Source organism: Paraburkholderia sp. EG286B (assembly GCF_040965655.1).
Lineage (GTDB): Bacteria > Pseudomonadota > Gammaproteobacteria > Burkholderiales > Burkholderiaceae > Paraburkholderia.
Genome location: NZ_JBFRCF010000008.1, coordinates 189,099 through 213,892, shown reverse-complemented (window position 1 = coordinate 213,892; position 24,794 = coordinate 189,099). Strand labels below are relative to the sequence as shown.

Here is a 24,794-nt window from a genome sequence, read left to right as displayed (position 1 = left end):
GGTCAGCGCCACGCGAGCGCGATCCAGTATGTCTTTAGTGCGATCAGGTACGTGACGAGCAGCGGAATCCACAGCACGTCGTGATACCAGAACGCGATGGCGACGAACATCGCAATCGTCGCCCCCATCTTGAAGGCTTCACCGAGCATCCAGTTAAATACGGTGCCCGCCCTGCTCAACTGCTTCAGGCGCGCCGCGAACAGCGCACCGGGTAACCAGCAGATCGCTCCGCCCAGGAAGGCCGACAACGCAGCACTGCCCGGCGGCTTATAAAACAGCCACCACGCCAACGTTGCAACCAGGGACAAAACCACTTGCGCCGCGACGACACGAAACGGCGTGACGCGCGATGGGCGACTCACCTGTGCGCCGAAGATTTGCTCGGCTTCGGCCCGGGTGAGCGGAACGATGTCGTTGTTATCTTGCTGGCTGGCGTCCAGCTCATCCCAGCGCGCGTTGTGATCCGCTTTGGAAACAACGCGTCCGGAATTTTTTGCCGCTACACCCTGCCCCCGGCTGGATGCTCCGACTGCGCCCGGCGGTACATCGGGCCCTTCATGCGCTTGCGGCGCTTCATCTGGCCTCTGACCCACCATCGCTTTATTCCGGAAATTCGCCTTGCACGCGTTTTATTACAGCGCACTTACGGCATCGCCAACCAAATAAATCCGGGCGATTGTAAGCGATAGTTGCAGGCAATTCAAGACTTTAGGCCCTTCAATAACACCCGTGAAATGCGACTTCATGATGCGGAAAACTCAGCGCCGCGAGGGTGTGACCGGTAACTGTAAGGGGCGTAGCAGGCAAGGCGCAATCATCAGGATGACCAGGTAATTTTGAGGCCATCTGGCGCGCAACCCGGGCTATGCGCCAGGATGTGGGACGGGGTGCCGTCAGAACAGATGCAGCAGCAGCGCGCCGCCCAAAAAGGCCACGATCCAGAACGGCACGGCGATCAGGTGAAACAGCATCCACACGCCGCGCTGGCCGGACAGACGCACGGCGATGAGATTCGCCAGCGAGCCGATGGCGACCCCGAAGCCGCCCACGCTCACGCCAAACGCGAGCGCGCGCCAGTCGTGCGTGAAGCCCGCGAGCACAATGGCGGCCGGAACATTGCTAATAACTTGCGACAGCACCGCGCCTGCGGCAAAGGCGCGCATCGGCGTTTGCAGCGACAGCGACGTCAGCGCGTGATGGATAGCGGGCAGCGCGGCCACGCTGCGCAGGACGATGAACATCAGCACGAAGATCAGCAGCAGCAGCCAGTCGATCTTGAGCACGATGCGAATGCGCCAGATCACGAAGCCCGCGGCGACGGCGGCCAGCGCGACGCCTGCGTGATGTGCATCGGCGAGCAGCACGAACGCGACGAAGAGCAGGGCCGCCACGCTCGCCAATGCGCGATCGACGCGCTGCGGCGCGGCGTCTTTCGAGAGATCGAGCGGTGTGGCCTTGAAAAGAAACGCGGAGAGCAGGATGAGCATCGCCATGAGCAACGCGCAAAGCGGCGAGAGCCCCACGACGAAGTGTCCGAACGAGACCCCGCTCACCTGCCAGAGAAACAGGTTCTGCGGGTTGCCGAGCGGCGTGAGCACCGAACCCGCGTTCACGGCAAGCGCGATGACGATCACGAGCCGTTTGAGCGGCAGCGGCGTGAGCTTGTGCAGCGACAGCACGAGCGGCACCACGACGAAAAGCGCCACATCGTTGGTCACGATCATCGCCAGCACCGCGGCCAGCGCGACGAGCAGCAACGCGAGCCCGCGCTCCGAGTGAATGTGGTGGACGAGCTTGTGCGCGAGCCAGGTCAGCAGTCCTGAATATTCGATACCCTTCGTCAGAATGAGTAGGCCCGCGAGGGTCATCACCGTTTGCCAGTCGACGAGTGCGGGCAGCGAGGCGATGGGGCGAGGCGCGTAAATCTGCAACGCCACGAACGCCACGACGAGGATCGCGAGCACCGGTTCCGAAACGGCGAATGCGCCGATGCGGCGCAGCAGGCTCAAGGGCTCGCGCGCGCCCTGCTCCGATTCGCGCACCGGCTTTATGCGCCGGCGCGTGCGTTAGCCACGGCGGCGCGCATCGTGCCCATCGTGCCCATCACGCCGCCGTCTCGCCGCGCAGGCGCAGCAGGATGCCGTCGAGCGCGTCGAGGTCGCCGAAGTCGACCGTGAGCTGCCCTCGCCCGCGTCGGCCAAGCTTGATCTTCACCGATGCGGCGAGCAGGTCCGACAACTCCTCTTCGAGGCGGCGCGTGTCGCGCCCGCCGTCGTGCGCGGCCTTCGCCTTCACCGCCGGTGCGGCCTTCGTGGTGGCCGAAACGAGTTTTTCCGTTTCACGCACCGACATCCGCTTGTTGACTACCTGGTTGGCGAGCTGGATCTGCGTGGCGGCATCCACGGCGAGCAATGCGCGGGCGTGGCCCATGTCGAGATCGCCGGCCAGCAGCATGGTCTGCACGGGCGCCGCGAGGTTGAGCAGACGCAGCAGGTTCGACACCGCGCTGCGCGAGCGTCCCACCGACTCGGCCGCCTGCTCGTGCGTGAAGCTGAACTCGTCGAGCAGGCGCTGGATGCCCTGCGCCTCTTCCAGCGGATTCAGGTCCTCGCGCTGGATGTTCTCGATCAGCGCCATCGCGGCGGCGGCCTGGTCGGGCACGTCCTTCACGAGCACCGGCACTTCGGTCAGGCCGGCGATGTGCGCAGCACGGAAGCGTCGCTCGCCCGCGATGATTTCGTAGCGCCCCGTCGCAACCGGGCGCACGAGAATCGGTTGCATCAGACCCTGCGCTCGAATGCTCGCGGCCAGTTCCTGGAGCGCGCCCTCGTCCATGCGCGTGCGCGGCTGGTACTTGCCGGCCTGCATCTGCGTCAGCGGCAGCGTGTTGGGCGCGCCGTCGATCTTCACCGCCTCGGTGATGTCCGCGCTGCCGCCGAGCAATGCCTCCAGCCCCCGGCCCAGCCCCTTCTTCCGTGCTACTGCATTCATCGTGCTTCCCCAGTCTCGTCAGAGTGCGCGCACGCGCTCGATCATTTCCGCGCCGAACTGCACGTAGGCCTGTGCGCCGCGCGAGGCGCGATCGAACACCACACCCGGCAAGCCGTAGCTGGGTGCTTCGGCGAGGCGGACGTTGCGCGGGATCACGGCGTCAAAGACCTTGTCGCCGAAGTGCTCTTTCAACTGCTCGGAAACCTGCTGCTGCAGCGTGATGCGCGGGTCGAACATCACGCGCAGAAGGCCGATCACCTTCAGGTCGCGATTCATGTTCGCGTGGACCTGCTTGATCGTATTGATGAGATCCGAAAGGCCTTCGAGCGCGAAGTATTCGCACTGCATCGGGATCACCACGCCATGGGCGGCACACAAGCCGTTGAGCGTGAGCAGCGAAAGCGCCGGCGGGCAGTCGATGAGTACGAAGTCGTAGTCGGCGTCGACTTCGGCGAGCGCAGCCTTCAGGCGCCGCTCGCGCTGTTCGACCGTCACCAGTTCGACCTCGGCGCCGGCCAGCTCGCGATTGGCCGGCAGCACGTCGTAGCCGACCTGCTCCGGCCGCGTGCGCGCGGCGTTCACCGTGACGCCGTCGACAAGCACCTCGTACACCGTGTTCTCGCACGCGGCCTTGTCGATGCCGCTGCCCATCGTGGCGTTGCCCTGTGGGTCGAGGTCGATGAGAAGGACACGTTGTCCCTGCGATGCGAGGCTCGCGGCGAGATTGACCGTTGTCGTCGTCTTGCCGACACCGCCCTTCTGGTTCGCAACGCAGAAGATTTTTGCCATCTTTTGTGTGTCCCTTTTACTGCCTTAAGTAGTTTGCTGACGTTATGACGCAACTGCTTCGCGCACCATTCGGCTGATTGGCCATCGCAGGACCGGTTCAGGCCGCTGCGACCGACTCAACCGACACTTCGATCAAGTGGCGCTCCGCATCGAGCATCGGCACGCTCAGGCGGATTGTATTCAGCGCCCGGGTGCCCGCCGGCAGGCGCTCGATCTCGTCTTCGGGGTGCACACCCTTCATGGCCCAGATCGCGCCACCGTCGGCAACGAGATGACGGGCCAGTGTAACGAAATCGGCGAGATCCGCGAATGCCCGAGACACGATCAAATCGAATTTTTTCGGTACTTCGACGCCGGGACGCAGCGATTCGACCCGGCCGGTCACCACCGAGAGGTTCGCGAGTCCGAGTTCAGCCTTCGCCTGCGACTGGAACGCCGACTTCTTCTGCACGATATCGTTGAGCGTGACCTGCCAGTCCGGGCGCACAATTGCGAGCACGATGCCGGGCAGTCCACCGCCGGAGCCGACATCGAGCACCGTTGCTTCGGCGCGCGTCGGCAGATGCGGCACGATCGAGAGCGAATCGAGAATATGCTGGATCAGCATCTGACGCGGATCGCGGATCGCCGTGAGGTTATACACGGCGTTCCACTTCGCGAGCAGCGTAACGTAGTCGAGCAACTGCTCGTGCTGCCGTTCGCTGAGTTCGACACCCAGTGCCTCGGCGCCCTCTTTCAGCAGACGAGCCAGCGCGTCGCGGTCCGCAATACCGGGTTGCCTCGAGCGGCCCGTCATTGCGCCACCGGCGTCGAGTCGGTGCCGCTTTCGTCAGCAGCGCCTGGATTCTGGCGACGGCGGCCGAGGCCACGCTTGAGGTGCACCATCAGCAATGAAATAGCGGCGGGCGTAATGCCCGAAATGCGCGACGCCTGGCCGATCGTCTCAGGGCGGAACTGGCTCAGCTTCTGGCGCGCTTCGAACGAAAGACCGCGCACTTCCGCGTAGTCGATGCCTTCGGGCAGACGGGTATTTTCTTGTGCGCCATTGCGCTCGATCTCGTCGGCCTGGCGATCGATATAGCCCTGATATTTGATGCCGATTTCGATCTGCTCCTTGATTTGGGCGAGCAGAACCTCGTCGTCGGCGAGCGGAGTTTCCGGCGCGCAAGCGCCTTCGCGCAGACCGCACACGCCGTCGTAACTCACGCCCGGGCGGCGCAGCAGGTCCGCAAGGTTGTATTCGCGGTCGATCGACTTGCCAAGCAGTGCCGTCGCTTCTTCAGCCGAAAGCGTCTTGGGGTTCACCCACGTCGCCTTCAAACGCTCTGTTTCACGTGAAACAGCATCGCGCTTGCGGCAGAACGCGTCCCAACGAACGTCATCAATCACACCCAGCTCGCGACCGATCTCCGTCAGACGCATATCCGCGTTGTCTTCACGCAGGCTCAAGCGGTATTCGGCTCGGCTCGTGAACATGCGATACGGCTCGGAAACACCACGCGTCACCAGATCGTCGACCAGCACGCCGAGGTACGCCTGATCGCGGCGCGGGCACCATGCGTCCTTGCCCTGCACCTGCAGGCCTGCGTTCATGCCGGCGAGCAAGCCCTGTGCTGCCGCCTCTTCATAGCCTGTGGTGCCGTTGATCTGGCCCGCAAAAAACAAGCCGTTGATGACCTTGGTTTCGAGCGAAGCCTTGAGGCCGCGCGGGTCGAAGTAGTCGTATTCGATCGCGTAGCCCGGACGCAGGATGTGCGCGTGCTCGAGGCCGCGCATCGAGTGCACGAGCTCGAGCTGCACATCGAACGGCAGGCTCGTGGAGATGCCGTTCGGGTAGAACTCGTTCGTCGTCAGGCCTTCCGGTTCGAGGAAGATCTGATGCGACTCCTTCGACGCGAAGCGATGAATCTTGTCCTCGATCGACGGGCAATAGCGCGGTCCTACCCCTTCGATCACGCCCGTGTACATCGGCGAGCGGTCGAGACCGCCGCGGATAATATCGTGGGTGCGCTCGTTCGTGTGCGTGACCCAGCACGGAATCTGGCGCGGATGCTGCTCGGCGCGGCCGAGAAACGAGAACACCGGCACTGGATCGAGGTCGCCCGGCTGCTCTTCGAGCACCGAGAAGTCGATCGTGCGGCCGTCGATACGCGGCGGCGTGCCCGTCTTGAGGCGGCCCTGCGGCAGCTTCAGCTCTTTCAGGCGCGACGAGAGCGTCACGGCAGCAGGGTCGCCAGCGCGGCCGCCCGTGTAGTTGTTCAGGCCCACGTGGATCTTGCCGTCGAGGAACGTCCCCGCCGTCAGCACGACTGCCCGGCTGCGGAAGCGGATGCCCACCTGCGTGACGGCGCCCACGACGCGGTCGCCCTCGACCATCAAGTCTTCCACGGCCTGCTGGAACAGCCACAGATTCGGCTGATTCTCGAGGCGCCGGCGGATCGCCGCCTTATAAAGAATGCGGTCGGCCTGTGCGCGCGTCGCCCGAACTGCCGGGCCCTTGGACGAATTGAGGATGCGGAACTGGATCCCGCCCTCGTCCGTCGCCGCGGCCATGGCGCCGCCGAGCGCATCGACTTCCTTGACCAGGTGGCCCTTGCCAATGCCGCCAATCGACGGATTGCAGCTCATCTGGCCGAGCGTTTCGATGTTGTGCGTGAGCAGGAGCGTCTTGACGCCCATGCGGGCGGCGGCAAGCGCAGCCTCGGTTCCGGCGTGACCGCCGCCGACGACGATTACGTCAAACTCTGTGGGATAAAGCATGGCGGGACCTCACGCATGGACGGAAACGACCGCGTGAACCTTCTCAGAAAAAAATGGTATCCGCGAATTATAACGGTTTCGGGTTTTCGGCCGTTCACACCCGAATTTTGTTCCCGGACGCGGCCCGTGTTGAACAAAAAAAAGCGGCGTGTTTCACGTGAAACACACCGCTCATTTCTACAGCAATAGACGAAGTCAGACCGGCTTCTTGGCCAACCCGAGATACGTTTCGATCACGCGTGGGTTCTGCGCCAACTCCCCTGCTGGCCCTTCGAGCGCCAGGTCGCCGGTTTCCAGCACGTAGCCGTAATCGGAAATCTGCAGCGCGGCGCGCGCGTTCTGCTCGATGAGCAGCGTCGCGACGCCGGTTTGCCTCAGCGCACTGATGATGTGGAAGATTTCCTTCACGATCAGCGGCGCGAGACCCAGGCTCGGCTCGTCGAGCATCAGCAGATCGGGCTTGCCCATCAATGCGCGGCCGACTGCAAGCATCTGCCGCTCGCCGCCCGAGAGCGTACCGGCCGCCTGCGCCCGGCGCTCCTTCAAGCGCGGAAACAGCGCGAAAACGGGTTCGAGCTGGTCGAGGAAATTACGCTCACCGGCGCGCTTGCGGCGATACGCGCCGAGCACGAGGTTGTCCTCCACCGTCATCGAGGCGAACAACTCGCGCTTTTCCGGCACGAGACACATGCCGCGCGCCACGCGTCGCTCGATCGGCAGCGCGCCGATCTCCTCGCCCATATAAGCGATGCGGCCGCTCGCATGTCCCGTCACGGGCAGCGCGCCCATGATGGCGTTGAGCAGCGTGGACTTGCCCGCGCCGTTGGGACCGATCACGGAGACGATCTGCCCCGCGCCCACCCTGATCGCCGCCTTGTGCAGCGCCTCGATCTTGCCGTAGCGAACGGCGAGTCCGGAAACTTCCAGTACGGGAGTCGTCATCATTCCACCCCGCCCAGATACGCTTCCAGAACGGCCGGATCCTTCTGCACCTCTTGCGGCAAACCTTCCGCGATACGCGTGCCGAACTCCATCACCACGAGGCGGTCGGTGAGATTCATCACGAAATCCATGTCGTGTTCGACCAGCAGCACGCTCATCCCGTCTTCTCTCAGCTTGCGCAGCAATGCCGCCAACTGTTGCTTTTCCTTGTAACGCAGGCCAGCCGCAGGCTCGTCGAGCAGCAGCAAGGTCGGATCGCAGCACAGCGCGCGGGCGATCTCGAGGATGCGTTGCTGACCGAGCGCGAGGCTGCCCGCTTCGTCATACATATGCTGTTCGAGGCCCACTCGACGGATCTGCTTTGCGGCCTCGCTCATGAGCCTGCCCTCTTCCGTGGCATTGAGTTTGGCCACGCTGCGCAGCACGCCCGCGCGACCCCGCAGATGCGCACCGATGGCGACGTTCTCGAGCACCGTCATCGTCGGCAGCAACTTGACGTGCTGGAACGTGCGGCCAATGCCGCGCGCGACGATTTCACGTGAAGTGAGGCGATCGATGCGCTCGCCGCGGAACGTGATCTCGCCGCTGGTCGGTTGGAGCACGCCGGTCACGAGATTGAAGGTCGTCGACTTGCCCGCGCCGTTGGGACCGATCAGGCCGATGATCTGCCCCGCCTTCACTTCGAAGCTCACGTCGTTCACGGCCACGAGGCCGCCGAACTGCTTGCGCGCCTTGTTCACGGTAAGCAGCATTTCGCCGGTGGTCGGCTTGCTGCGCTGCGGCAAAGCCTCGGCGTGCTCGGGCACATGCGCCCGCGGACCGCGCGGGAAGAAGCGCGCCACGAACGGCCAGACGCCGCGGCGAGCGTATTGCAGCAGCAGCACCATCAGAATGCCGAACACGATGATCTCGAAGTTGCCGTTCTCGCCGAGCAGCTTCGGCAGCAGCGTTTGCAGCCAGTCCTGCAGCACGGTGAGAATCGCCGCGCCCAGCACCGCGCCCCAGACGTGCGCCACGCCGCCCACCACGGCCATGAAGAGATACTCGATGCCGTGATTCAGACCGAACGGCGTCGGGTTCACCGCACGCTGCAGATGCGCGTACAGGAAGCCCGAAACGGCCGCGAGCACGGCCGCATAGACGAAGATCACCACACGCATCCAGCCGGTGTTCACGCCCATGGCCTCGGCCATCAAGCCGCCGCCGCGCAGCGCGCGAATCGCCCGCCCCATGCGGCTATTAAGCAGGTTCTGAACCGACACTACGGACGCTAGCACCACGACCCAGATCAGGTAGTAGATATGGCGGCCCGATTCGAGGTCGATGCCCAGCACGTTCAGCACGGGAATGCCGTTGATGCCGTCGTACTTGCCAAGCATGTCGAGGTTGCCGAACAGGAAGAACAGCGCGAGGCCCCAGGCGATCGTGCCGAGCGGCAGGAAGTGGCCCGACAGACGCATCGTCACGAGCCCCAGAACGAGCGCCACGAGCCCCGTGATCACCACGCCGACGATCAGCGCGAGCCACGGCGAAACGCCGTACTGCGTCGTCAGATAGGCGGTCGCGTAAGCACCGAGCCCGACGAACGCGGCCTGCCCGAAGCTCGTCATCCCGCCGATGCCGGTGAGCAGCACGAGCCCGATCGCGACGATCGAATACAGGCCGATGTAGTTGAGCAGCGTGATCCAGTACTCGGGCACGTGCACCGGATGCGGCAGCACCGGCAACGCGAAGATCACCACGAGGAACAGCCAGAAGAAGCGGTTGTGCATGACGAATCGTTTCATCGCGTCACTCCTCTTCCTCTTCGGCGTGCGGCGTCGAGAGCGAGCGCCACAGCAGCACGGGGATGATCAGCGTGAACACGATCACTTCCTTGTAAGAGCTCGCCCAGAACGACGAGTACGACTCCAGCAGGCCCACGAACACAGAACCTGCCGCAGCCAGCGGATAGCTCACCAGGCCGCCGATAATGGCGCCCACGAAGCCCTTGAGGCCGATCAGGAAGCCCGAGTCGTAGTAGATGGTGGTGAGCGGCGAGACGAGAATGCCGCACAGCGCGCCGAGGCCTGCGGCGAGCGTGAACGCGAGCCGGCCGGCCTGCGTGGTGCCGATGCCGACGAGCCGCGCGCCGAGCCGGTTCACCGAGGTCGCGCGCAGCGCCTTGCCCGAGATCGTGCGATCGAAATAGAGATACAGCGCGACGATCAGCACGGCGGCCGTGCCGATCACCCAGAGGCTTTGGCCCGAGATCGACAGGCTGCCGATGTTGAACGTGGCGTCGGAAAACGCGTTCGTGCGCGAACCTTCCGCGCCGAACATCACGAGCCCGAGGCCTACCATCGCGAAGTGCACGGCCACCGCGACGATCAGCAGCAGCAGCGTGGTCGCCTCGGCGATGGGCTCGTACGCGAGGCGATAGATGAACGGCCCCATCGGTACGACGATCGCGAGCGTGAGCGCGATCTGTACGAGCATGGGTAGCTGCTGGCTCGCTACGCCGCGCGTCACCGCATAGAGCGCGATGGGAAAGAGCAGATACTTGCCCGCAAGCGTCACGAGTGTGCGCGCTGCATGGCGCCTGCGTTCGGCGTGACGCACGAGTCCGGCGGTCTCGACCACGAAGCACGCCGCGCCGAGCGCGACGAGCAGCCAGCAGGTGGCCGGAAACTTCTGCGATTGCAGCGCGGCGAGCGTGAGCGCGCCATATGAAACGAATTCGCCCTGCGGAATGAAGATCACCCGCGTGACGGAGAACACCAGCACCAGGGCGAGCGCTAGCAGCGCATAGATCGCACCGGTGGTGATGCCGTCCTGCGCGAGGATCGCGGCGATCGATAAATCCATACTCCCCTCTTCCTGAAACTTTCTGGAACCCGGAAAAACTAAGACGTCGAAACAACGGCAATGCTGGCGTGAGTGAACCGTCACAGGCGCGGTTCGGACTTCATGTGCGAAAAGCCGGTGCGCAGCGACGACGCCGCACACCGCTCATGCTTGATCTCGCTTGATCTTGCTTGATCTCGATTGTCAGTGGCCAGAATGACGCCGTGACACGCGCGTGGGTTTCACGGGAAAGCGCGCGGCGCTTTCCCGTGCGCCGCACGTTATTCGCCCTGCAGCTTCCACTTGTTGTTGACGATCTCGACGATCACGCGCGCGCGCTGGTCGAGGCCCGCATGATCCGTCGCGCTCATGTTGAAGATGCCGTGCGCGCCCGCCACGTCCTGCGAGCTTTCGAGCGCGGCGCGCAGCGCCACGCGGAACGCCTCGGTGCCCGGCTGGCCTGCCTTCAGCGCGACCGGAATGGCGCGCTGGAGCAGCTGCCCAGCGTCCCACGCATGACCGCCGAAGGTCGCCACCGTGCCGACGCCATAGGCCTTCTCATAGGCCGTCTTGTAGGCCAGCGCCGACTTCTTCACGGGGTTCGAATCGGGCAGCTGGTCGGCCACCAGAATCGGGCCTGCGGGCAGCAGCTCGCCTTCGCAGTCCTTGCCGCAGACGCGCAGGAAGTCGTTGTTCGCCACGCCGTGCGTCTGATAGATCTTGCCTTTGTAGCCGCGATCCTTGAGCGTGGTCGCGGGCAGCGCCGCGGGCGTGCCCGAGCCGGCGATCAGGATCGCATCGGGGTTCGCCGACATCAGCTTGAGCGCCTGGCCCGTCACCGACGAGTCGGTGCGGTTATAGCGCTCGTTCGCCACGATCTTGAGGTTGTGCTTTCCGGCCGCGCTGGTGAATTCCTTGAGCCAGCTGTCGCCGTAGGCGTCGGTGAAGCCGATGAAGCCCACCGTCTTCACGCCCTGCTTCTCCATGTAGCTCGCGAGCGCGTCGGCCATCAGGCTGTCGTTCTGCGGTGTCTTGAAAGCCCACTGGCGCTTCCCCTCGACCGGTTCGACGATCGCAGCGGACGCGGCGAGCGAGATCATCGGCGTCTTGCCCTGCGCGACGACGTCGAGCATGGCGAGCGAGTTCGGCGTGACCGACGAACCGATGATCGCGTCCACGTGGTCTTCGTCGATCAGCTTGTGCGTGTTCTGCACGGCCTTGCTCGTGTCCGAGGCGTCGTCGAGCACGATGTACTGCACGCTCTTGCCTGCAATCTCCTTGGGCAGCAGCGCGATGGTGTTCTTCTCGGGAATGCCGAGCGACGCGGCCGGCCCCGTTGCCGAGAGCGTCACGCCAATCTTCACCTGCGCGGCGGCGATGCCCGCCGTGCCCATCAGCGCCGCTGCGAGTCCGGCACTAATCGAGCTCAAAACCCACTTCTTCGTTTTCATTGCGCGTCTCCAAACGCTTCGTCTGCGTGTTGTCGATTGATCCTGCGCCGATTACTAGGATATTCGTAAATCGGCGCCGGCCTTTGAGTGTAGTAATCGGGATCGCGCGTGTAATGCATGGTTTTCCCTGCCTGCGGCGCCGCACAAGCCGCCGCGCGCGTGGGTGCGCTTTCCCTTTTATCGACTGCCTGCTGCACTGCCTTTACTGCCTTCCCTGCTGCTGCGAATCTGTTGCAATGGCAACAAAAAAGGCACCTCAATCGAGCGTGCCTTTTTCGTGTTTCGTGCTTCATTCAACCGGCGCTCAATCGCCGGCGAGCTTCCACTTGCCGCCGACGATCTCCACCATCACGCGGGCACGCTGGTCGAGACCCGCGTGGTCCGTCGCGCTCATGTTGAAGATGCCGTGCGCGCCTGCCACGTCATGCGAGTTTTCGAGTGCGGCGCGCAGCGCTTCGCGGAAGGCCTTCGAGCCCGGCTGACCCGCTTTCAGCGCGACCGGAATCGCCTGCTGGAGCAAAAGGCCCGCGTCCCACGCATGACCGCCGAACGTCGAGATCGAGCCTGCGCCATAGGCCTTTTCATAAGCTCCCTTATACGCAAGCGCCGATTGCTTCACGGGATTCGAATCCGGCAATTGATCGGCGACGAGCAGCGGCCCGGCGGGCAGCCAGGTGCCGTCGCAGTCCTTGCCGCACACGCGCAGGAAGTCGTTGTTGGCCACGCCGTGGGTCTGGTAGTACTTGCCCGCGTAGCCGCGCTCCTTGAGCGTCTTCTGCGGCAGCGCGGCCGGCGTGCCCGCGCCTGCGATGAGCACGGCGTCGGGGTGCTGCGAGATCATCTTGAGCACCTGGCCCGTGACCGAGGCATCGTTACGCGCGAAGCGTTCGTTCGCGACGACCTTGATGTTCTGTTTGGCAGCGGCTGCGCTGAATTCCTTGTACCAGCTCTCGCCATAGGCGTCCGCGAAGCCGATGAAGGCCACCGTCTTCACGCCGTGCGCCGCCATGTGCTGCGCGATGGCGCCGGCCATCAGCGCGTCGTTCTGCGGCGTCTTGAAGACCCACGAGCGCCTGGCATCCATCGGCTCGACGATCGAGGCCGCTGCGGCCATCGAGATCATCGGCGTGGACGTTTCCGCGGCGACGTCGATCATGGCGAGCGAGTTGGGCACGACAGTCGAGCCGATCAAGGCGTCGACATGATCTTCGCTCGTGAGCTTGCGCGCGTTCTTCACCGCCTGGGTGGAATCCGTGGCGTCGTCGAGCACGATGTAATCGACTTTCTGGCCCGCGATTTCCTTCGGCAGCAGCGCAACCGTGTTCTTTTCCGGAATCCCGAGCGAGGCAGCCGGCCCCGTCGCCGACAGCGTCACTCCGATCTTCACATCTGCATACGCCCCGCCGGCCGTCGCCGCGAGCACCCCGGTCGCGACGCAAGCCGCCCCCATCCAACGCAAAACCGACTGCATCTCCACTCCTTCGATATTCGTTTTCTTTATTGCTACGGATTTGTGGCGCACCGCGGCCGATTACCTCATACGCAAATCGATAATCGGCTGCGGGAAATCAACGCAAAAATGCTGACCGCATGGTCGGTGATTGGCGAGTGTAGCGGTCTGCGTATTCAGATGGCAAGCGCTTTCCATTTGCTTACAGTGAGCAGGATTCCGCGCTCGCTTTGCGTAATGTGCAAACGCTTGTGCAGCGGGCGAAGCCGGCCGCGTGGCCTGATTTGCGTAATTTGGGAAGGGATAATCGACGCGTGCGAAGGTGCGTAAGTCGAACGCCTCGCAGCGGATAAAATGTAATCGGCTCGTCGTTGAAAACAGGCGCGCAGAAATATAAAAAGCGCTGTTGGACTCTCATCCAACAGCGCTTCCTTGTCCGGGCACTTGGTGCCTCAGTTGTCTCCTCGTTCTCCACCTGCAAATTCGGTGCATCAGAACTAGGTGCAACTTTAAACTTCACCCCCCTCTGCAGCAACTAGCATTTACCCTAGTGGTGCAGTGCGGCACCGAAATGGGGCGTTGCTACACAGGTTTGTCGCACGGCGGGCCGCCTCGGCATGCCGCAACGCGACATCTTTGCGCGGGCTATGCCAGCTCAGGCCGGCGGGCGACCATTCTATCGTAGTCCAGAGCAGTCCTGGCATACCCGGCAGTCACGCGCGCAGGGGTCGCACGCGCGCCACGATCTCGCCGACGATGCCGCGCCGGAACGCCAGCACGCAGGCAATGAAGATGAGGCCCGTGACGATCGTCGTGGACTCACCGAGTGAGCGGAACCACTCCACACCCGTCCCTCTCGCGAGCGCCGTGCCGATGTCGCCCAGCCGGTCCTCCAGCGCGACGATCAGCGTCGCGCCGAGCAGCGGCCCGAACAGCGTGCCCATGCCGCCCACGAGCGTCATGAGGATCACGAGGCCGGACATGGTCCAGTACGCGTCGCCGAGCGTTTCGAAGCCGAGCACCAGTACCTTGAGCGCGCCGGCCAGACCCGCGAGCCCCGCCGACAACACGAACGCGAGCAGCTTGAAGCGGTCGGTGTCGTAGCCGAGCGAAACGGCGCGCGGTTCGTTCTCCTTGATCGCCACGAGCACCTGCCCGAACGGCGAATGCACGATGCGCACGATCAGACCGAACGCGAGCACCATCACGACGAGCACGACGTAGTACAGCGTGAGATCGGAACCGAGCGAGAGTACGCCGAACAGCTTGCCGCGCGGCACGCCTTGCAGACCGTCTTCGCCGTGCGTGAACGGGGCCTGCAGGAACACGAAGTAGACCATCTGCGCGAGCGCGAGCGTGACCATCGAGAAGTAGATGCCCTGCCGGCGAATCGCGAAGATGCCGACCACGAGCCCGAGGACCGTGGCCACCACCGTGCCAGCGAGCACGCCCACCTCGGGCGTGAAATTGAGCGACTGGATCGCATAGCCGGCCGTATAGCCCGCGCTCGCCAGAAACATCGCGTGGCCGAACGAGAGCAGGCCCGTGTAGCCGATCAGCAGGTTGAACGCCGCGGCGAACAGGGCGAAGCACAGCACCTTCATCACGAAGAGCGGATAGGCGCCGGCAAACGGCGCGACGATCAACCCGAGCAGCAACAAACCATAGAGCGCTTTTCTTTGCATCATCGTTCCTTGCCGAAGAGACCAGCGGGGCGAATCAGCAGCACGATCGCCATAATCACGAACACCACGGTCGCGGAGGCCTCGGGCCAGAAAACCCGCGTGAAGCCTTCGATCACGCCGAGCATGAGGCCGGTGAGGATCGAGCCCATGATCGAGCCCATGCCGCCGATCACGACCACGGCGAACACGGTGATGATCATCGGCTGGCCCATGAGCGGCGACACCTGGATCACGGGCGCGGCGAGCACGCCCGCGAACGCCGCGAGTGCGACGCCGAAGCCGTAGGTGAACGTGATCATGAGCGGCACGTTGATGCCGAACGCCTCGACGAGCTTGGGGTTCTCGGTGCCCGCGCGCAGATACGCGCCAAGGCGTGTCTTTTCGATCACGAACCAGGTCGCGAAACACACGGCAAGCGAAGCCACCACCACCCAGGCGCGATAGTTGGGCAGATACATGAAGCCGAGATTGGTCGCGCCGGCGAGCAGGTCGGGCACATCATAGGGCTGGCCCGACGAACCGTAGATCGAACGGAATACGCCCTCCACCACGAGCGTGAGGCCGAAAGTGAGCAGGAGTCCGTACAGATGATCGAGCCGGTAGAGCCAGCGCAGCATGGAGCGCTCGATCAAGACACCGAACAGGCCGACCACGAGTGGAGCGACGACGAGCATCACCCAGTACGGCAGATCGAAGTACGCGAGCCCCATCCACGTGAGCATCGCGCCCAGCATGAACAACGCGCCGTGGGCGAAGTTGATCACGTTGAGCATGCCGAAGATCACCGCGAGACCGAGGCTCAGGATCGCGTAGAACGAGCCGTTCACGAGCCCGAGTAGCAACTGGCTCAGCATTGCCGGAAGCGGAATGCCAAAAATCGTCATGAGAGCCGCCCATTGACGCATTAACGGATTACACAATCATGCCGCGCCCGGCGCACCCACCTCGGGGCGCCGGGCGCGGCATCCGACTGCAGCATTTACGCGCGCGCGCTTACTTCCACAGCGCGCACTTGCTCTCCTGCTTCGTCGTATAGGCCTGCTCACCCGGGATCGTCTGCAGCACCTTGTAGTAGTCCCACGGCTTCTTCGACTCCGACGGCTTCTTCACCTCGACGAGATACATGTCGTGGATCAGCACGCCGTCCTGGCGGATGTAGCCGCCCTTGGTATAGAAGTCGTTGACCTTGGTCTTCTTGAGTTGCTCCATGACCTTGTCGGAGTCCGTCGTGCCGGCCGCCTGCACCGCCTTCAGATAATTCGTCACCGCTGAATAGTCAGCCGCCTGCAGTTCCGACGGCATCTTCTTCGTCTGGTCGAAGTAGCGCTGCGCCCACTTGCGCGTGTCGTCGTTCTGGTCCCAGTACCAGCCGGTCGTCAGCACGAGGCCCTGCGTGGTGTCGAGCCCGAGGCTGTGTACGTCAGGCAGGAACATCAGCAGCGCCGCGGTCTTCATCGTCTTGTTGATGCCGAATTCCTTCGCGGCCTTGATCGCGTTGACCGTGTCGCCGCCCGCATTCGCGAGGCCGAGGATCTGCGCCTTCGAGGCTTGTGCCTGCAGCAGGAACGACGAGAAGTCCGACGCCGAGAGCGGATGGCGCACTTCGCCGAGCACCTGGCCGCCGTTCGCCTTCACGACGTCCGCGGTGTTCTTCTCGAGCGACTTGCCGAACGCGTAATCGGCGGTCAGGAAGAACCAGCTCTTGCCGCCCTGCTTGAGCACCGCGAGGCCCGTGCCCTTCGCGAGCGCGACCGTGTCGTAGCCGTAGTGGACCGTGTACGGCGTGCACTGCTCGTTCGTCAGGGCGTCCGTGCCCGCGCCCGTGTTGAAGTACACCTTCTTCTTCTCTTGCGCGACCTGGTTCATCGCCAGCGCCGTTGCCGAGTTCGTGCCGCCGAGCAGCATGGTGAGCCCGTCACGGTCGAACCATTCGCGCGCCTTCGAAGCGGCGATGTCGGCCTTGTTCTGGTGATCGGCGTACTCGATCTGGATCGGCTTGCCGAGCACCTTGCCGCCGAAGTCCGCGACCGCCATCTTGATCGCCGTGAGGCCGCCCTGGCCGTCGTCGTCGGCGTAGAGGCCGGACATGTCCGTGATGAAGCCGATCTTCACCGCGTCGTCGGCGGCCTGCGCGCTCCCCGCGCTGAACGCCATCGCAGCTGCCGAGGCGGCAAAAAGGCCCGCGAGCCGCGCGAACGTGGTTTTCTTCATTGCAGTCTCCTTCCTTGGTTGCGTAATTATTCAGGAACACTCCATGAACGCTGGAGGCAAAGCGATTCGCGCGGCACGGTTGCGTCGCGCAGCAAACCAGAACCGAAAATTAAACGCCCAGCAGGTCGTGCAGCACCGGCATCTTCCCCTCGAGCTCGGCAGTGCCGAAATGCTCGACGATGCGCCCGTGCTCCATCACGTAAAAGCGGTCCGCGAGCGGCGCCGCAAAACGGAAATTCTGCTCGACCATCACGATCGTGTAGCCGCGCGACTTGAGCGTGAGGATCATGCGCGCGAGCGTTTGCACGATCACCGGCGCGAGACCTTCGGATATCTCGTCGAGCAGCAGCAGGTTCGCGCCCGTGCGCAGGATGCGCGCCACGGCCAGCATCTGCTGCTCGCCGCCGGAAAGCCGCGTGCCCTGGCTGTTGCGCCGTTCGGCGAGATTGGGAAACATCGCGTAAATCTCGTCGAGCGACATGCCCTCCGCCAACTTCGCCCCTTTCGCCCCGATGTGCGGCGGCAGGAGCAGATTCTCTTCGCACGAGAGACTCGCGAAAATGCCGCGCTCCTCGGGGCAATACCCCACGCCGCAGTGCGCGATGCGATAGGTGGGCATCTGGATGGTCTCGCGCCCGCCAATCCGGATCGAGCCCGTGCGCCGGCCGGTGAGCCCCATGATCGCGCGCAGCGTCGTCGTGCGCCCCGCGCCGTTGCGCCCGAGCAGTGTCACGACCTCGCCGCGCCCGACGGACAGATCGACACCGTGCAGGATGTGCGACTCGCCATACCACGCCTGCAGCCCCGCAATCTCGAGCGCCTTCGCGCTCTCGGTCGCGCCGGCGGCCGCAGTCGTTTCGCGTTCGGTGACCGTATTCACGCGTGCGCCCCCGTGAGCGCCGCGTCCGCACTGCCCATATAGGCCTCGGCGACGAGCGGATTCTTCGAGACTTCGGCGTAGCTGCCTTCGGCGAGCACCTCGCCGCGCTGGAGCACCGTGATGGTGTCGGAGATGCCGGCGATCACGTTCATGTTGTGCTCGACCATGAGGATCGTGCGACCGCTCGATACCTTCTTGATGAGCGCCGTCACGCGGTCCACATCTTCGTGACCCATGCCCTGGGTCGGTTCGTCGAGCAGCATCAGTTCGGGCTCCATCGCCAGCGTCGTGGCGATTTCCAGCGCGCGCTTGCGGCCGTAGGCGAGCTCGACCGTGGGCACGTCGGCGAAATCGGTGAGGCCCACCTGCGTGAGCAGATCCATCGCGCGGTCGTTGAGCTCCGCGAGCGTGCGTTCGCTCTTCCAGAAGTGGTACGCAGTGCCGAGCGAGCGCTGCAGCCCCACGCGCACGTTCTGGAGCGCCGTGAGGTGCGGAAACACAGCCGAAATCTGGAACGAGCGGATGATGCCGCGCCGCGCGATCTGCGCCGGCCGCTCATGCGTGATGTCGATGCCGTTGAAGACGATGCGCCCCGCGCTGGGCACGAGGAATTTGGTGAGGAGATTGAAGCAGGTGGTCTTGCCTGCGCCGTTCGGTCCGATCAGCGCATGGATCGAGCCGCGGCACACGCGCAGGTTCACGCCGTTCACGGCCGTGAAGCCCTTGAACTGTTTCGTGAGGTCGCGCGTCTCCAGAATCGTGTCGCCGAGAATCATGTCCCCTTCCGAGCGTGGTAAGGCGTAACACTGCAGACCGTCCGTGACGCGTGGTGCACGATGAGGTCCGGCGCGGACGTGGCGGCGCGCCTCCCGATGCGCGCAACGCGCGCCTGCCGACTTTCGCGTCATTGTCTCGCCAATGATGCAGCGCAATCATTGGGATTTGCACTTAAGGGAGCGCCACAAGGACAGCGAACATTACACCCGGCAGTTGACGACAGTACGATGAAAGATGCGCACACGTTAGGCGCACGATCGCCGCCAACCTGTAGCTCACAGACGTACAGAAACACGCGAGCGGAAGCGCTTCCGCTCGCGTCCCAAATAGTCTTCGAATCGACGCTATCTTGCGCGCCGCTCCATGCCCTCAGGCGGTCGTCAGCGTTGCACCGGCGGCGGCCTCCGTTTGCGCACGCGCGCCCTCGCGGCGGTCGGCGCGCAGCATCTCGGCGGCGCGCTCCGCAATCATCAGCGTCGGCGAATTCGTGTTTCCCGAAGTAATGGTCGGCATGACCGAGGCGTCCACCACACGCAGGCCCTCCACACCGCGCACCCGCAGGCGCGCGTCGACCACGGCGTCGGGGTCGTCCGCGCGGCCCATGCGGCAGGTGCCGACCGGATGAAAGATCGTCGTGCCGACGTTGCCGGCCGCCTCGCGCAGCTGCTCCTCGGTCTGAAACGCGAGCCCCGGCAGGATCTCGTGCGGCTGGTAGCGCGCGAGCGCGCCAGAAGCCGCGATGCGCCGCGTGAGCCGGATCGAGTTGGCCGCAACGCGCAGGTCGTGATCGGTCGCAAGATAATTGGGCGCGATCACGGGCGCCTGCGACGGGTCAGCCGAAACGGCATGAATACTGCCGCGCGACGTGGGCCGCAGATTGCACACCGAGGCCGTGAACGCGTTGAAGCGATGCAGCGGCTCGCCGAAGCGGTCGAGCGAAAGCGGCTGCACGTGATACTGGAGGTCGGCCCGCGTGAGCGCGGGATCGCTCGGGTCCGACTTCGCGAACGCGCCGAGCTGCGAGGGCGCCATCGACATGGGCCCGCTCTGGAAGAACGCGTACTGCATGCCGATCATCAGCTTGCCCCACCAGTGCGCGGAGGCCGTGTTGAGCGTACGCACGCCGCTCACGCGAAACGCCATGCGCAATTGCAGGTGGTCCTGGAGATTCTCGCCCACGCCGCGCAGATCCTGCACGACGCCAATACCGAGCTGCGCGAGCCGCGCAGCGTCGCCGATGCCGGAAAGCTCGAGCAATTGCGGCGAATTCACGGCACCGGCGCTCAGGATCACTTCACAACGTGCCCGCGCGACGTAGTCGACGTCGCCGCGATACTCCACGCCCACGCAGCGCTTTCCTTCGAATATCACCCGCTGGGTGAGCGCACCGGTGACGACCGTGAGGTTGGGCCGCTTCATTGCCACACGCAAGAACGCCTTCGACGCATTCCAGCGCACACCGCGCTTCTGGTTCACCTCGAAATAGCCCACGCCGCTGTTGTCGCCGCGATTGAAGTCGTCGGTGGCGGCAATGCCCTGCTCCTGCGCGGCGTGCGCGAACGACTCGAGAATCTGCCAGCGCAGGCGCTGCTTCTCCACGCGCCATTGGCCGCCCGCGCCGTGAAACTCGCTCGCGCCACCGTGATGGTCTTCGCTGCGGCGGAACACGGGCAGCACGCTGTCCCACGACCAGCCGGCATCGCCGGTCTCGCGCGCCCAGTTGTCGTAGTCTTCGCGCTGGCCACGCATGTAGATCATGCCGTTGATCGACGACGAGCCGCCCAGCACACGCCCGCGCGGGTACGAGAGCGAGCGGCCGTTGAGGCCTTTTTCGGCGGCGGTCTTGTAGAGCCAGTCCGTGCGCGGATTGCCGATGCAGTACAGGTAGCCCACGGGAATGTGGATCCAGTGATAGTCGTCCTTGCCGCCCGCCTCGATGAGCAGCACGGAGACGTCCGCGTCTTCGGTCAGGCGATTGGCGAGCACACAGCCCGCGGTGCCCGCACCAACGATCACGTAGTCGAATTCGCCTTCGAGGCGGCGCGCGGCCTGGGCTTCACTCGGTGCAGGCATGATGTGTCTCCAGCGATGACTGCTCTCTTCATGTTGTATTTTTTGAACTGCGATTGCTGCGCCGGGCGGCATCGAACGCTTCGGATTCCTGTCGAACCGCCCGGTTCCCGCTCGCCTACTTCGCCACGGGCATGGTGAATTCCGCGCCCTTGGCGATGCTGTCGGGCCAGCGCTGCATGATGCTCTTGTAACGCGTGTAGAAGCGCACGCCTTCCTCGCCGTAGGCGTGGTGATCGCCGAACAGCGAGCGCTTCCAGCCGCCGAACGAGTGCCACGCCATCGGCACCGGAATCGGCACGTTGATGCCCACCATCCCCACCTTGATCTGGCGCGAGAAGGCGCGCGCGACGCCGCCGTCCGAGGTGTAGCACGACACGCCGTTGGCGAATTCGTGCGCGTTGATCAACTCGACGGCGCTGGCGAAATCGGGCACGCGCACGACCGACAGCACCGGACCGAAGATCTCTTCCTTGTAGATCGTCATGTCGGTTTTCACGTCGTCGAACAGCGTGCCGCCGAGGAAGAAGCCGTCCTCGTGACCGTCCACCTTGTGGCCGCGCCCGTCCACGACGAGCTTTGCGCCCGCCGCCACGCCCGCCTCGATATAGCCCTGAACTTTCGCGCGATGCACGCCCGTGACGAGCGGCCCCATTTCCGAGGCGCCGTCCATGCCGCTGCCGATCTGCAGCGCCTTCACGCGCGGCGTGAGATGCTCGACGAGTTCGTCGGCGATATGGCCCACGGCCACCGCCACCGAAATCGCCATGCAGCGCTCGCCGGCCGAGCCGTAGGCCGCGCCGATCAGCGCATCGACGGCCTGGTCGAGATCGGCGTCGGGCATCACGACGAGGTGATTCTTGGCGCCCCCCAGCGCCTGCACGCGCTTGCCGTGCTTCGTGCCTTCCGTGTAGATGTACTCGGCGATCGGCGTCGAGCCGACGAACGACAGCGCGGTGACGTCGGGATGCGCCAGCAGCGCATCAACGGCCACCTTGTCGCCGTGCACGACGTTGAACACGCCGTCGGGCAGCCCGGCTTCCTTGAGCAGTTCGGCAAGCCGCACCGAAGCGGAAGGATCGCGCTCCGAAGGCTTCAGCACGAACGTGTTGCCGCAGGCGAGCGCGATCGGGAACATCCAGCACGGCACCATCATCGGGAAGTTGAACGGTGTGATGCCCGCCACGACGCCCAGCGGCTGGCGCAGATTCCAGTTGTCGATGCCGCCGCCGATCTGGTCGGTGAAATCGGTCTTCAGCAGATTGGGAATGCCGCACGCGAACTCGACCACCTCGATGCCGCGCATCACCTCGCCCTTCGCGTCGGAGAACACCTTGCCGTGTTCGCGCGTAATGAGTTCGGCGAGTTCGTCGTGATGCTGGTCGAGCAGATCCTTGAACTTGAAGAGGATGCGCGCGCGCTTGATGGGCGCCATCTCCGCCCACGCGGGAAAGGCGGCCTGCGCGGCGGCAACGGCGGCGTCGACCTCCGCCACGGTGGCGAGCGGCACGCGCGCGCTCACTTTGCCGAATGCCGGATTGAAGACGTCGCCATGACGCTCGCTCGTTCCAGCCAGCGGCTTGCCGTTGACGAAGTGGGTCAGCATGCGTACGCCGGCTTCGTTCTGATGTGTCTCGCCCATGGGTGTGCCTCTTTTGTCGTGAAGCCTCGATCTAACTAGCGTAATCGCCTGGCGTCGGCGCGATCCAATGATTAATGCTCAACAGCGATATAAGGCGGTTTAATATCAGGATATGGACCTGACCTTGCTCCGAGCGTTTGTCACGGTCGCGCGCGAGGGCAACCTCACGCGCGCGGCGACCCATCTGCATCTCACGCAGCCGGCCGTGAGCCTGCAGATCAAGCATCTGCAGGAGGCGCTGGGCGTCACGCTCTTCACGCGCACCTCGCACGGCCTCGCGCTCACGCGCGACGGCCAGGCGCTGCTGCCACACGCCGAACGCGCGCTCGCCGCCGCCGGCGACGTGCAGCGCGCCGCTGCTGCACTGCGGCACGAAGTCCGCGGGCGCTTGCGTATCGGCACGATTCTCGATCCGGCATTCCTGCGCCTCGGCGGCTTTCTGCGCCAGCTCGTCGAAACCTGGCCGCAGATCGAAACGGCGCTGCGCCACGGCATGTCGGGCTGGGTGCTCGACCAGGTGCGCTCGCGCGAGCTCGACGTGGGCTACTACATCGGCCAGCCCGCCCCCGACCCCGACACCTTCCACGCCATCACGCTCACGCGCTTCCAGTACCGTGTGCTCGCGCCCGCGGGCTGGAAGGACCGCGTCAAGGATGCGCACGACTGGCGCGCACTTGCCGCGCTGCCGTGGATCTGGACTCCGCCCGCCTCCGCGCACAATCGCCTGCTCACCACACTCTTCGAGGCCGCGCACGCGAGGCCGGTGAAGGTGGCCGAGGTGGACCAGGAGCCGTCGATGCTCGATCTCGTGAAGTCGGGCGTGGGCCTCACGCTGGCACGCGATTCCACGGCCCTCGCCGAAGCGCACGCGCACGGGCTCACCATCGTCGAAGGCGTGACGGTGCCCACGGAACTCACCTTCGTCACGCTCGCCGCGCGGCGCGACGAGCCCACCATCGCGGCGGCGCTCAAGGCGATCGAAACGCAGTGGGCGATATGAGCCGCGCTCATGAAGAGGCACGTGCGCCGTTCATGTCTGACGTAAGCGCCGACCTGGTCGCGTAACAGCGCTGTCACACAAGTTTTGATAGATTGGGAATTCGCTCCGCGTTTTCGGCACGCCCACGGGTGTGTTCACCCTGCGCGGCGCGTTTCCCGCTTCTCCCATCGTTCCCCTTGTTCTCTTCGTTCGACAGGAGCCTTGCATGGCCCGCAACATCGAAATCAAAGCCCGCGCCCGTCAATTCGACGCCCTGCGCGATCGCGCTTCCCAGCTCGCCACCGAAGCGCCGCTGATCTTTCGCCAGCAGGACTTCTTCTATGACGTACCGCGCGGCCGCCTGAAGCTGCGCCAGTTCGACGACGGCACGCCGCCCGAGCTGATCTTCTATCAGCGCGACGACCGCGACGGCCCGAAGGCCTCGTACTACACGCGCAGCCCCGTCACGAATGCCGAGGCCATGCACTCGCTGCTCGCCACGGCGCTCACCACGCGCGGCATCGTCTCGAAGGAGCGCCACGTGTATCTGGCTGGCCGCACGCGCATCCACCTGGACCGCGTGGATGGTCTCGGCGACTTCGTCGAACTGGAAGTGGTACTCGGCCCCGAGGACGACGAGCAAGGCGGCGAAGCCGAAGCGCACGCGATGTTCGCGAAGCTCGGCGTGGACGAAAGCGATCTCGTCGCGGTAGCTTACGTGGATCTGCTCAATACGGCCAACGCGGCCTGACATCTGAAATTGGCCAAGCGGGCCCTTGCGGCCCGCTACGCCTTCCCTCCCATGCCACTCACGCCGCCGGCGCGCCCGGCTCCAGATGCCCGAGCGGCAGCGGCCCGTTGCGCTTGAACGTGGTGAGCACGATGTTCGAGCGCACGCTGTCCACGCCTGGCACGCGCATGAGCTTCTTCATGACGAAGGTCGAGAGCGCGTTCAGATCGGGCGCGACGATGCGCAGCAAATAATCGGCGTCCCCCACCACGGCGTGGCATTCGAGCACTTCGGGCAGCACGTCGATCTGCTGCTGGAACTGCTCGATGATCGAATCCCCATGATGCTTGAGCTTGAGGCTCGTGAACGCGGTCACGCCCAGCCCGAGTTTTTCGGGGCGCAGCACCACGCGATAGCCGTCGATCACCCCCGACGCCTCGAGGCGCTGCAGCCGCCTGCCGATCTGCGAGGGCGAGAGCGGCACCTGCTCGCCAAGCTGCTGATGGGTGGCGCGGCCAAAGCGCTGCAGTACGTCGAGCAGCGCCAGATCGAAATGGTCGAGTTCAAGCATGAATAAAATCCGCATTAAGTAACAATGTTGCGCTCGATTA

21 protein-coding genes are annotated in these 24,794 nt (G+C 64.4%); 2 read left to right on the top strand and 19 right to left on the bottom strand.

Features of this window, described 5'->3' with window-relative positions; genetic code table 11:
• Nucleotides 1–2 precede the first annotated feature (2 nt).
• The 18 genes from AB4Y42_RS19440 to AB4Y42_RS19355 form a co-directional block, all read right to left on the bottom strand.
• Complete coding sequence (locus AB4Y42_RS19440; protein WP_368689527.1) at nucleotides 3–596, bottom strand: ATP synthase subunit I; 594 nt, start codon at nucleotides 594–596, stop codon at nucleotides 3–5.
• 297 nt (nucleotides 597–893) lie between these two features.
• Nucleotides 894–2,009, bottom strand: a complete 1,116-nt coding sequence (locus AB4Y42_RS19435; RefSeq protein ID WP_368689584.1) for an SLC13 family permease — start codon at nucleotides 2,007–2,009, stop codon at nucleotides 894–896.
• Nucleotides 2,010–2,103: 94 nt separating this feature from the next.
• On the bottom strand, nucleotides 2,104–2,991 hold the full coding sequence (locus AB4Y42_RS19430; protein WP_368689526.1) for a ParB/RepB/Spo0J family partition protein: 888 nt from the start codon (nucleotides 2,989–2,991) through the stop codon (nucleotides 2,104–2,106).
• Nucleotides 2,992–3,009: 18 nt separating this feature from the next.
• Nucleotides 3,010–3,780 carry a ParA family protein gene (locus tag AB4Y42_RS19425; protein ID WP_069264452.1) on the bottom strand — a complete coding sequence of 257 codons (771 nt, stop codon included), beginning with the start codon at nucleotides 3,778–3,780 and terminating at the stop codon, nucleotides 3,010–3,012.
• Nucleotides 3,781–3,877: 97 nt separating this feature from the next.
• The gene (gene rsmG / locus AB4Y42_RS19420) at nucleotides 3,878–4,576 is read right to left on the bottom strand and encodes a 16S rRNA (guanine(527)-N(7))-methyltransferase RsmG (protein WP_368695042.1); all 699 of its coding nucleotides are present in this window, start codon (nucleotides 4,574–4,576) and stop codon (nucleotides 3,878–3,880) included.
• Nucleotides 4,573–6,540, bottom strand: a complete 1,968-nt coding sequence (gene mnmG, locus AB4Y42_RS19415; protein ID WP_368695041.1) for a tRNA uridine-5-carboxymethylaminomethyl(34) synthesis enzyme MnmG — start codon at nucleotides 6,538–6,540, stop codon at nucleotides 4,573–4,575. The genes rsmG and mnmG overlap by 4 nt, the downstream gene beginning before the upstream one ends.
• Nucleotides 6,541–6,735: 195 nt before the next feature.
• Nucleotides 6,736–7,485: an ABC transporter ATP-binding protein gene (locus tag AB4Y42_RS19410; RefSeq protein WP_368695040.1), complete on the bottom strand. Its 750-nt coding sequence runs from the start codon at nucleotides 7,483–7,485 to the stop codon at nucleotides 6,736–6,738.
• Nucleotides 7,482–9,269, bottom strand: coding sequence for an ATP-binding cassette domain-containing protein (locus tag AB4Y42_RS19405; RefSeq protein WP_368695039.1), 1,788 nt, complete (start codon nucleotides 9,267–9,269; stop codon nucleotides 7,482–7,484). The genes AB4Y42_RS19410 and AB4Y42_RS19405 overlap by 4 nt, the downstream gene beginning before the upstream one ends.
• A gap of 4 nt (nucleotides 9,270–9,273) precedes the next feature.
• Nucleotides 9,274–10,329, bottom strand: coding sequence for a branched-chain amino acid ABC transporter permease (locus AB4Y42_RS19400; RefSeq protein ID WP_368689521.1), 1,056 nt, complete (start codon nucleotides 10,327–10,329; stop codon nucleotides 9,274–9,276).
• A 260-nt stretch (nucleotides 10,330–10,589) separates the two neighbouring features.
• Nucleotides 10,590–11,759 carry an ABC transporter substrate-binding protein gene (locus tag AB4Y42_RS19395; protein ID WP_368689520.1) on the bottom strand — a complete coding sequence of 390 codons (1,170 nt, stop codon included), beginning with the start codon at nucleotides 11,757–11,759 and terminating at the stop codon, nucleotides 10,590–10,592.
• A gap of 304 nt (nucleotides 11,760–12,063) precedes the next feature.
• Complete coding sequence (locus AB4Y42_RS19390; protein WP_368695038.1) at nucleotides 12,064–13,230, bottom strand: ABC transporter substrate-binding protein; 1,167 nt, start codon at nucleotides 13,228–13,230, stop codon at nucleotides 12,064–12,066.
• 692 nt (nucleotides 13,231–13,922) lie between these two features.
• Nucleotides 13,923–14,894: a branched-chain amino acid ABC transporter permease gene (locus AB4Y42_RS19385; RefSeq protein ID WP_368689583.1), complete on the bottom strand. Its 972-nt coding sequence runs from the start codon at nucleotides 14,892–14,894 to the stop codon at nucleotides 13,923–13,925.
• Entirely contained in the window at nucleotides 14,894–15,778 is an 885-nt protein-coding gene (locus tag AB4Y42_RS19380) for a branched-chain amino acid ABC transporter permease (RefSeq protein WP_368695037.1), read from the bottom strand. Before AB4Y42_RS19380 ends, AB4Y42_RS19385 begins: the two co-directional genes overlap by 1 nt.
• 109 nt (nucleotides 15,779–15,887) lie before the next feature.
• Nucleotides 15,888–17,105, bottom strand: a complete 1,218-nt coding sequence (locus AB4Y42_RS19375) for an ABC transporter substrate-binding protein (RefSeq protein ID WP_069264469.1) — start codon at nucleotides 17,103–17,105, stop codon at nucleotides 15,888–15,890.
• A 109-nt stretch (nucleotides 17,106–17,214) separates the two neighbouring features.
• Complete coding sequence (locus tag AB4Y42_RS19370) at nucleotides 17,215–17,985, bottom strand: ABC transporter ATP-binding protein (RefSeq protein ID WP_368689518.1); 771 nt, start codon at nucleotides 17,983–17,985, stop codon at nucleotides 17,215–17,217.
• Complete coding sequence (locus AB4Y42_RS19365) at nucleotides 17,982–18,761, bottom strand: ABC transporter ATP-binding protein (protein WP_028203291.1); 780 nt, start codon at nucleotides 18,759–18,761, stop codon at nucleotides 17,982–17,984. Before AB4Y42_RS19365 ends, AB4Y42_RS19370 begins: the two co-directional genes overlap by 4 nt.
• Before the next feature lie 370 nt (nucleotides 18,762–19,131).
• On the bottom strand, nucleotides 19,132–20,835 hold the full coding sequence (locus AB4Y42_RS19360) for a GMC family oxidoreductase (RefSeq protein WP_368695036.1): 1,704 nt from the start codon (nucleotides 20,833–20,835) through the stop codon (nucleotides 19,132–19,134).
• Between the two features lie 115 nt (nucleotides 20,836–20,950).
• Nucleotides 20,951–22,474: a CoA-acylating methylmalonate-semialdehyde dehydrogenase gene (locus AB4Y42_RS19355; RefSeq protein ID WP_368695035.1), complete on the bottom strand. Its 1,524-nt coding sequence runs from the start codon at nucleotides 22,472–22,474 to the stop codon at nucleotides 20,951–20,953.
• Nucleotides 22,475–22,586: 112 nt separating this feature from the next.
• Here AB4Y42_RS19355 and AB4Y42_RS19350 point away from each other — a divergent pair, with 112 nt between their 5' ends.
• Complete coding sequence (locus AB4Y42_RS19350; RefSeq protein ID WP_368695034.1) at nucleotides 22,587–23,474, top strand: LysR family transcriptional regulator; 888 nt, start codon at nucleotides 22,587–22,589, stop codon at nucleotides 23,472–23,474.
• A gap of 205 nt (nucleotides 23,475–23,679) precedes the next feature.
• A complete protein-coding gene (locus tag AB4Y42_RS19345) occupies nucleotides 23,680–24,204 on the top strand; it encodes a class IV adenylate cyclase (RefSeq protein WP_368689514.1) in 525 nt (174 codons plus the stop codon).
• Nucleotides 24,205–24,262: 58 nt separating this feature from the next.
• On the opposite strand, the gene AB4Y42_RS19340 is transcribed toward AB4Y42_RS19345, so the two are convergent.
• Entirely contained in the window at nucleotides 24,263–24,754 is a 492-nt protein-coding gene (locus tag AB4Y42_RS19340) for an Lrp/AsnC family transcriptional regulator (RefSeq protein WP_028203286.1), read from the bottom strand.
• Between the last annotated feature and the right edge of the window lie 40 nt (nucleotides 24,755–24,794).

What these genes read in the sequence shown, in the direction of transcription:
- AB4Y42_RS19440 (WP_368689527.1), bottom strand. Translation starts at nt 596, where the DNA reads ATGGTGGGTCAGAGGCCAGATGAAGCGCCGCAAGCGCATGAAGGGCCC.
- AB4Y42_RS19430 (WP_368689526.1), bottom strand. Translation starts at nt 2,991, where the DNA reads ATGAATGCAGTAGCACGGAAGAAGGGGCTGGGCCGGGGGCTGGAGGCA.
- AB4Y42_RS19425 (WP_069264452.1), bottom strand. Translation starts at nt 3,780, where the DNA reads ATGGCAAAAATCTTCTGCGTTGCGAACCAGAAGGGCGGTGTCGGCAAG.
- rsmG (WP_368695042.1), bottom strand. Translation starts at nt 4,576, where the DNA reads ATGACGGGCCGCTCGAGGCAACCCGGTATTGCGGACCGCGACGCGCTG.
- mnmG (WP_368695041.1), bottom strand. Translation starts at nt 6,540, where the DNA reads ATGCTTTATCCCACAGAGTTTGACGTAATCGTCGTCGGCGGCGGTCAC.
- AB4Y42_RS19410 (WP_368695040.1), bottom strand. Translation starts at nt 7,485, where the DNA reads ATGATGACGACTCCCGTACTGGAAGTTTCCGGACTCGCCGTTCGCTAC.
- AB4Y42_RS19405 (WP_368695039.1), bottom strand. Translation starts at nt 9,269, where the DNA reads ATGAAACGATTCGTCATGCACAACCGCTTCTTCTGGCTGTTCCTCGTG.
- AB4Y42_RS19400 (WP_368689521.1), bottom strand. Translation starts at nt 10,329, where the DNA reads ATGGATTTATCGATCGCCGCGATCCTCGCGCAGGACGGCATCACCACC.
- AB4Y42_RS19395 (WP_368689520.1), bottom strand. Translation starts at nt 11,759, where the DNA reads ATGAAAACGAAGAAGTGGGTTTTGAGCTCGATTAGTGCCGGACTCGCA.
- AB4Y42_RS19390 (WP_368695038.1), bottom strand. Translation starts at nt 13,230, where the DNA reads ATGCAGTCGGTTTTGCGTTGGATGGGGGCGGCTTGCGTCGCGACCGGG.
- AB4Y42_RS19385 (WP_368689583.1), bottom strand. Translation starts at nt 14,894, where the DNA reads ATGCAAAGAAAAGCGCTCTATGGTTTGTTGCTGCTCGGGTTGATCGTC.
- AB4Y42_RS19380 (WP_368695037.1), bottom strand. Translation starts at nt 15,778, where the DNA reads ATGACGATTTTTGGCATTCCGCTTCCGGCAATGCTGAGCCAGTTGCTA.
- AB4Y42_RS19375 (WP_069264469.1), bottom strand. Translation starts at nt 17,105, where the DNA reads ATGAAGAAAACCACGTTCGCGCGGCTCGCGGGCCTTTTTGCCGCCTCG.
- AB4Y42_RS19365 (WP_028203291.1), bottom strand. Translation starts at nt 18,761, where the DNA reads ATGATTCTCGGCGACACGATTCTGGAGACGCGCGACCTCACGAAACAG.
- AB4Y42_RS19360 (WP_368695036.1), bottom strand. Translation starts at nt 20,835, where the DNA reads ATGCCTGCACCGAGTGAAGCCCAGGCCGCGCGCCGCCTCGAAGGCGAA.
- AB4Y42_RS19355 (WP_368695035.1), bottom strand. Translation starts at nt 22,474, where the DNA reads ATGGGCGAGACACATCAGAACGAAGCCGGCGTACGCATGCTGACCCAC.
- AB4Y42_RS19350 (WP_368695034.1), top strand. Translation starts at nt 22,587, where the DNA reads ATGGACCTGACCTTGCTCCGAGCGTTTGTCACGGTCGCGCGCGAGGGC.
- AB4Y42_RS19345 (WP_368689514.1), top strand. Translation starts at nt 23,680, where the DNA reads ATGGCCCGCAACATCGAAATCAAAGCCCGCGCCCGTCAATTCGACGCC.
- AB4Y42_RS19340 (WP_028203286.1), bottom strand. Translation starts at nt 24,754, where the DNA reads ATGCTTGAACTCGACCATTTCGATCTGGCGCTGCTCGACGTACTGCAG.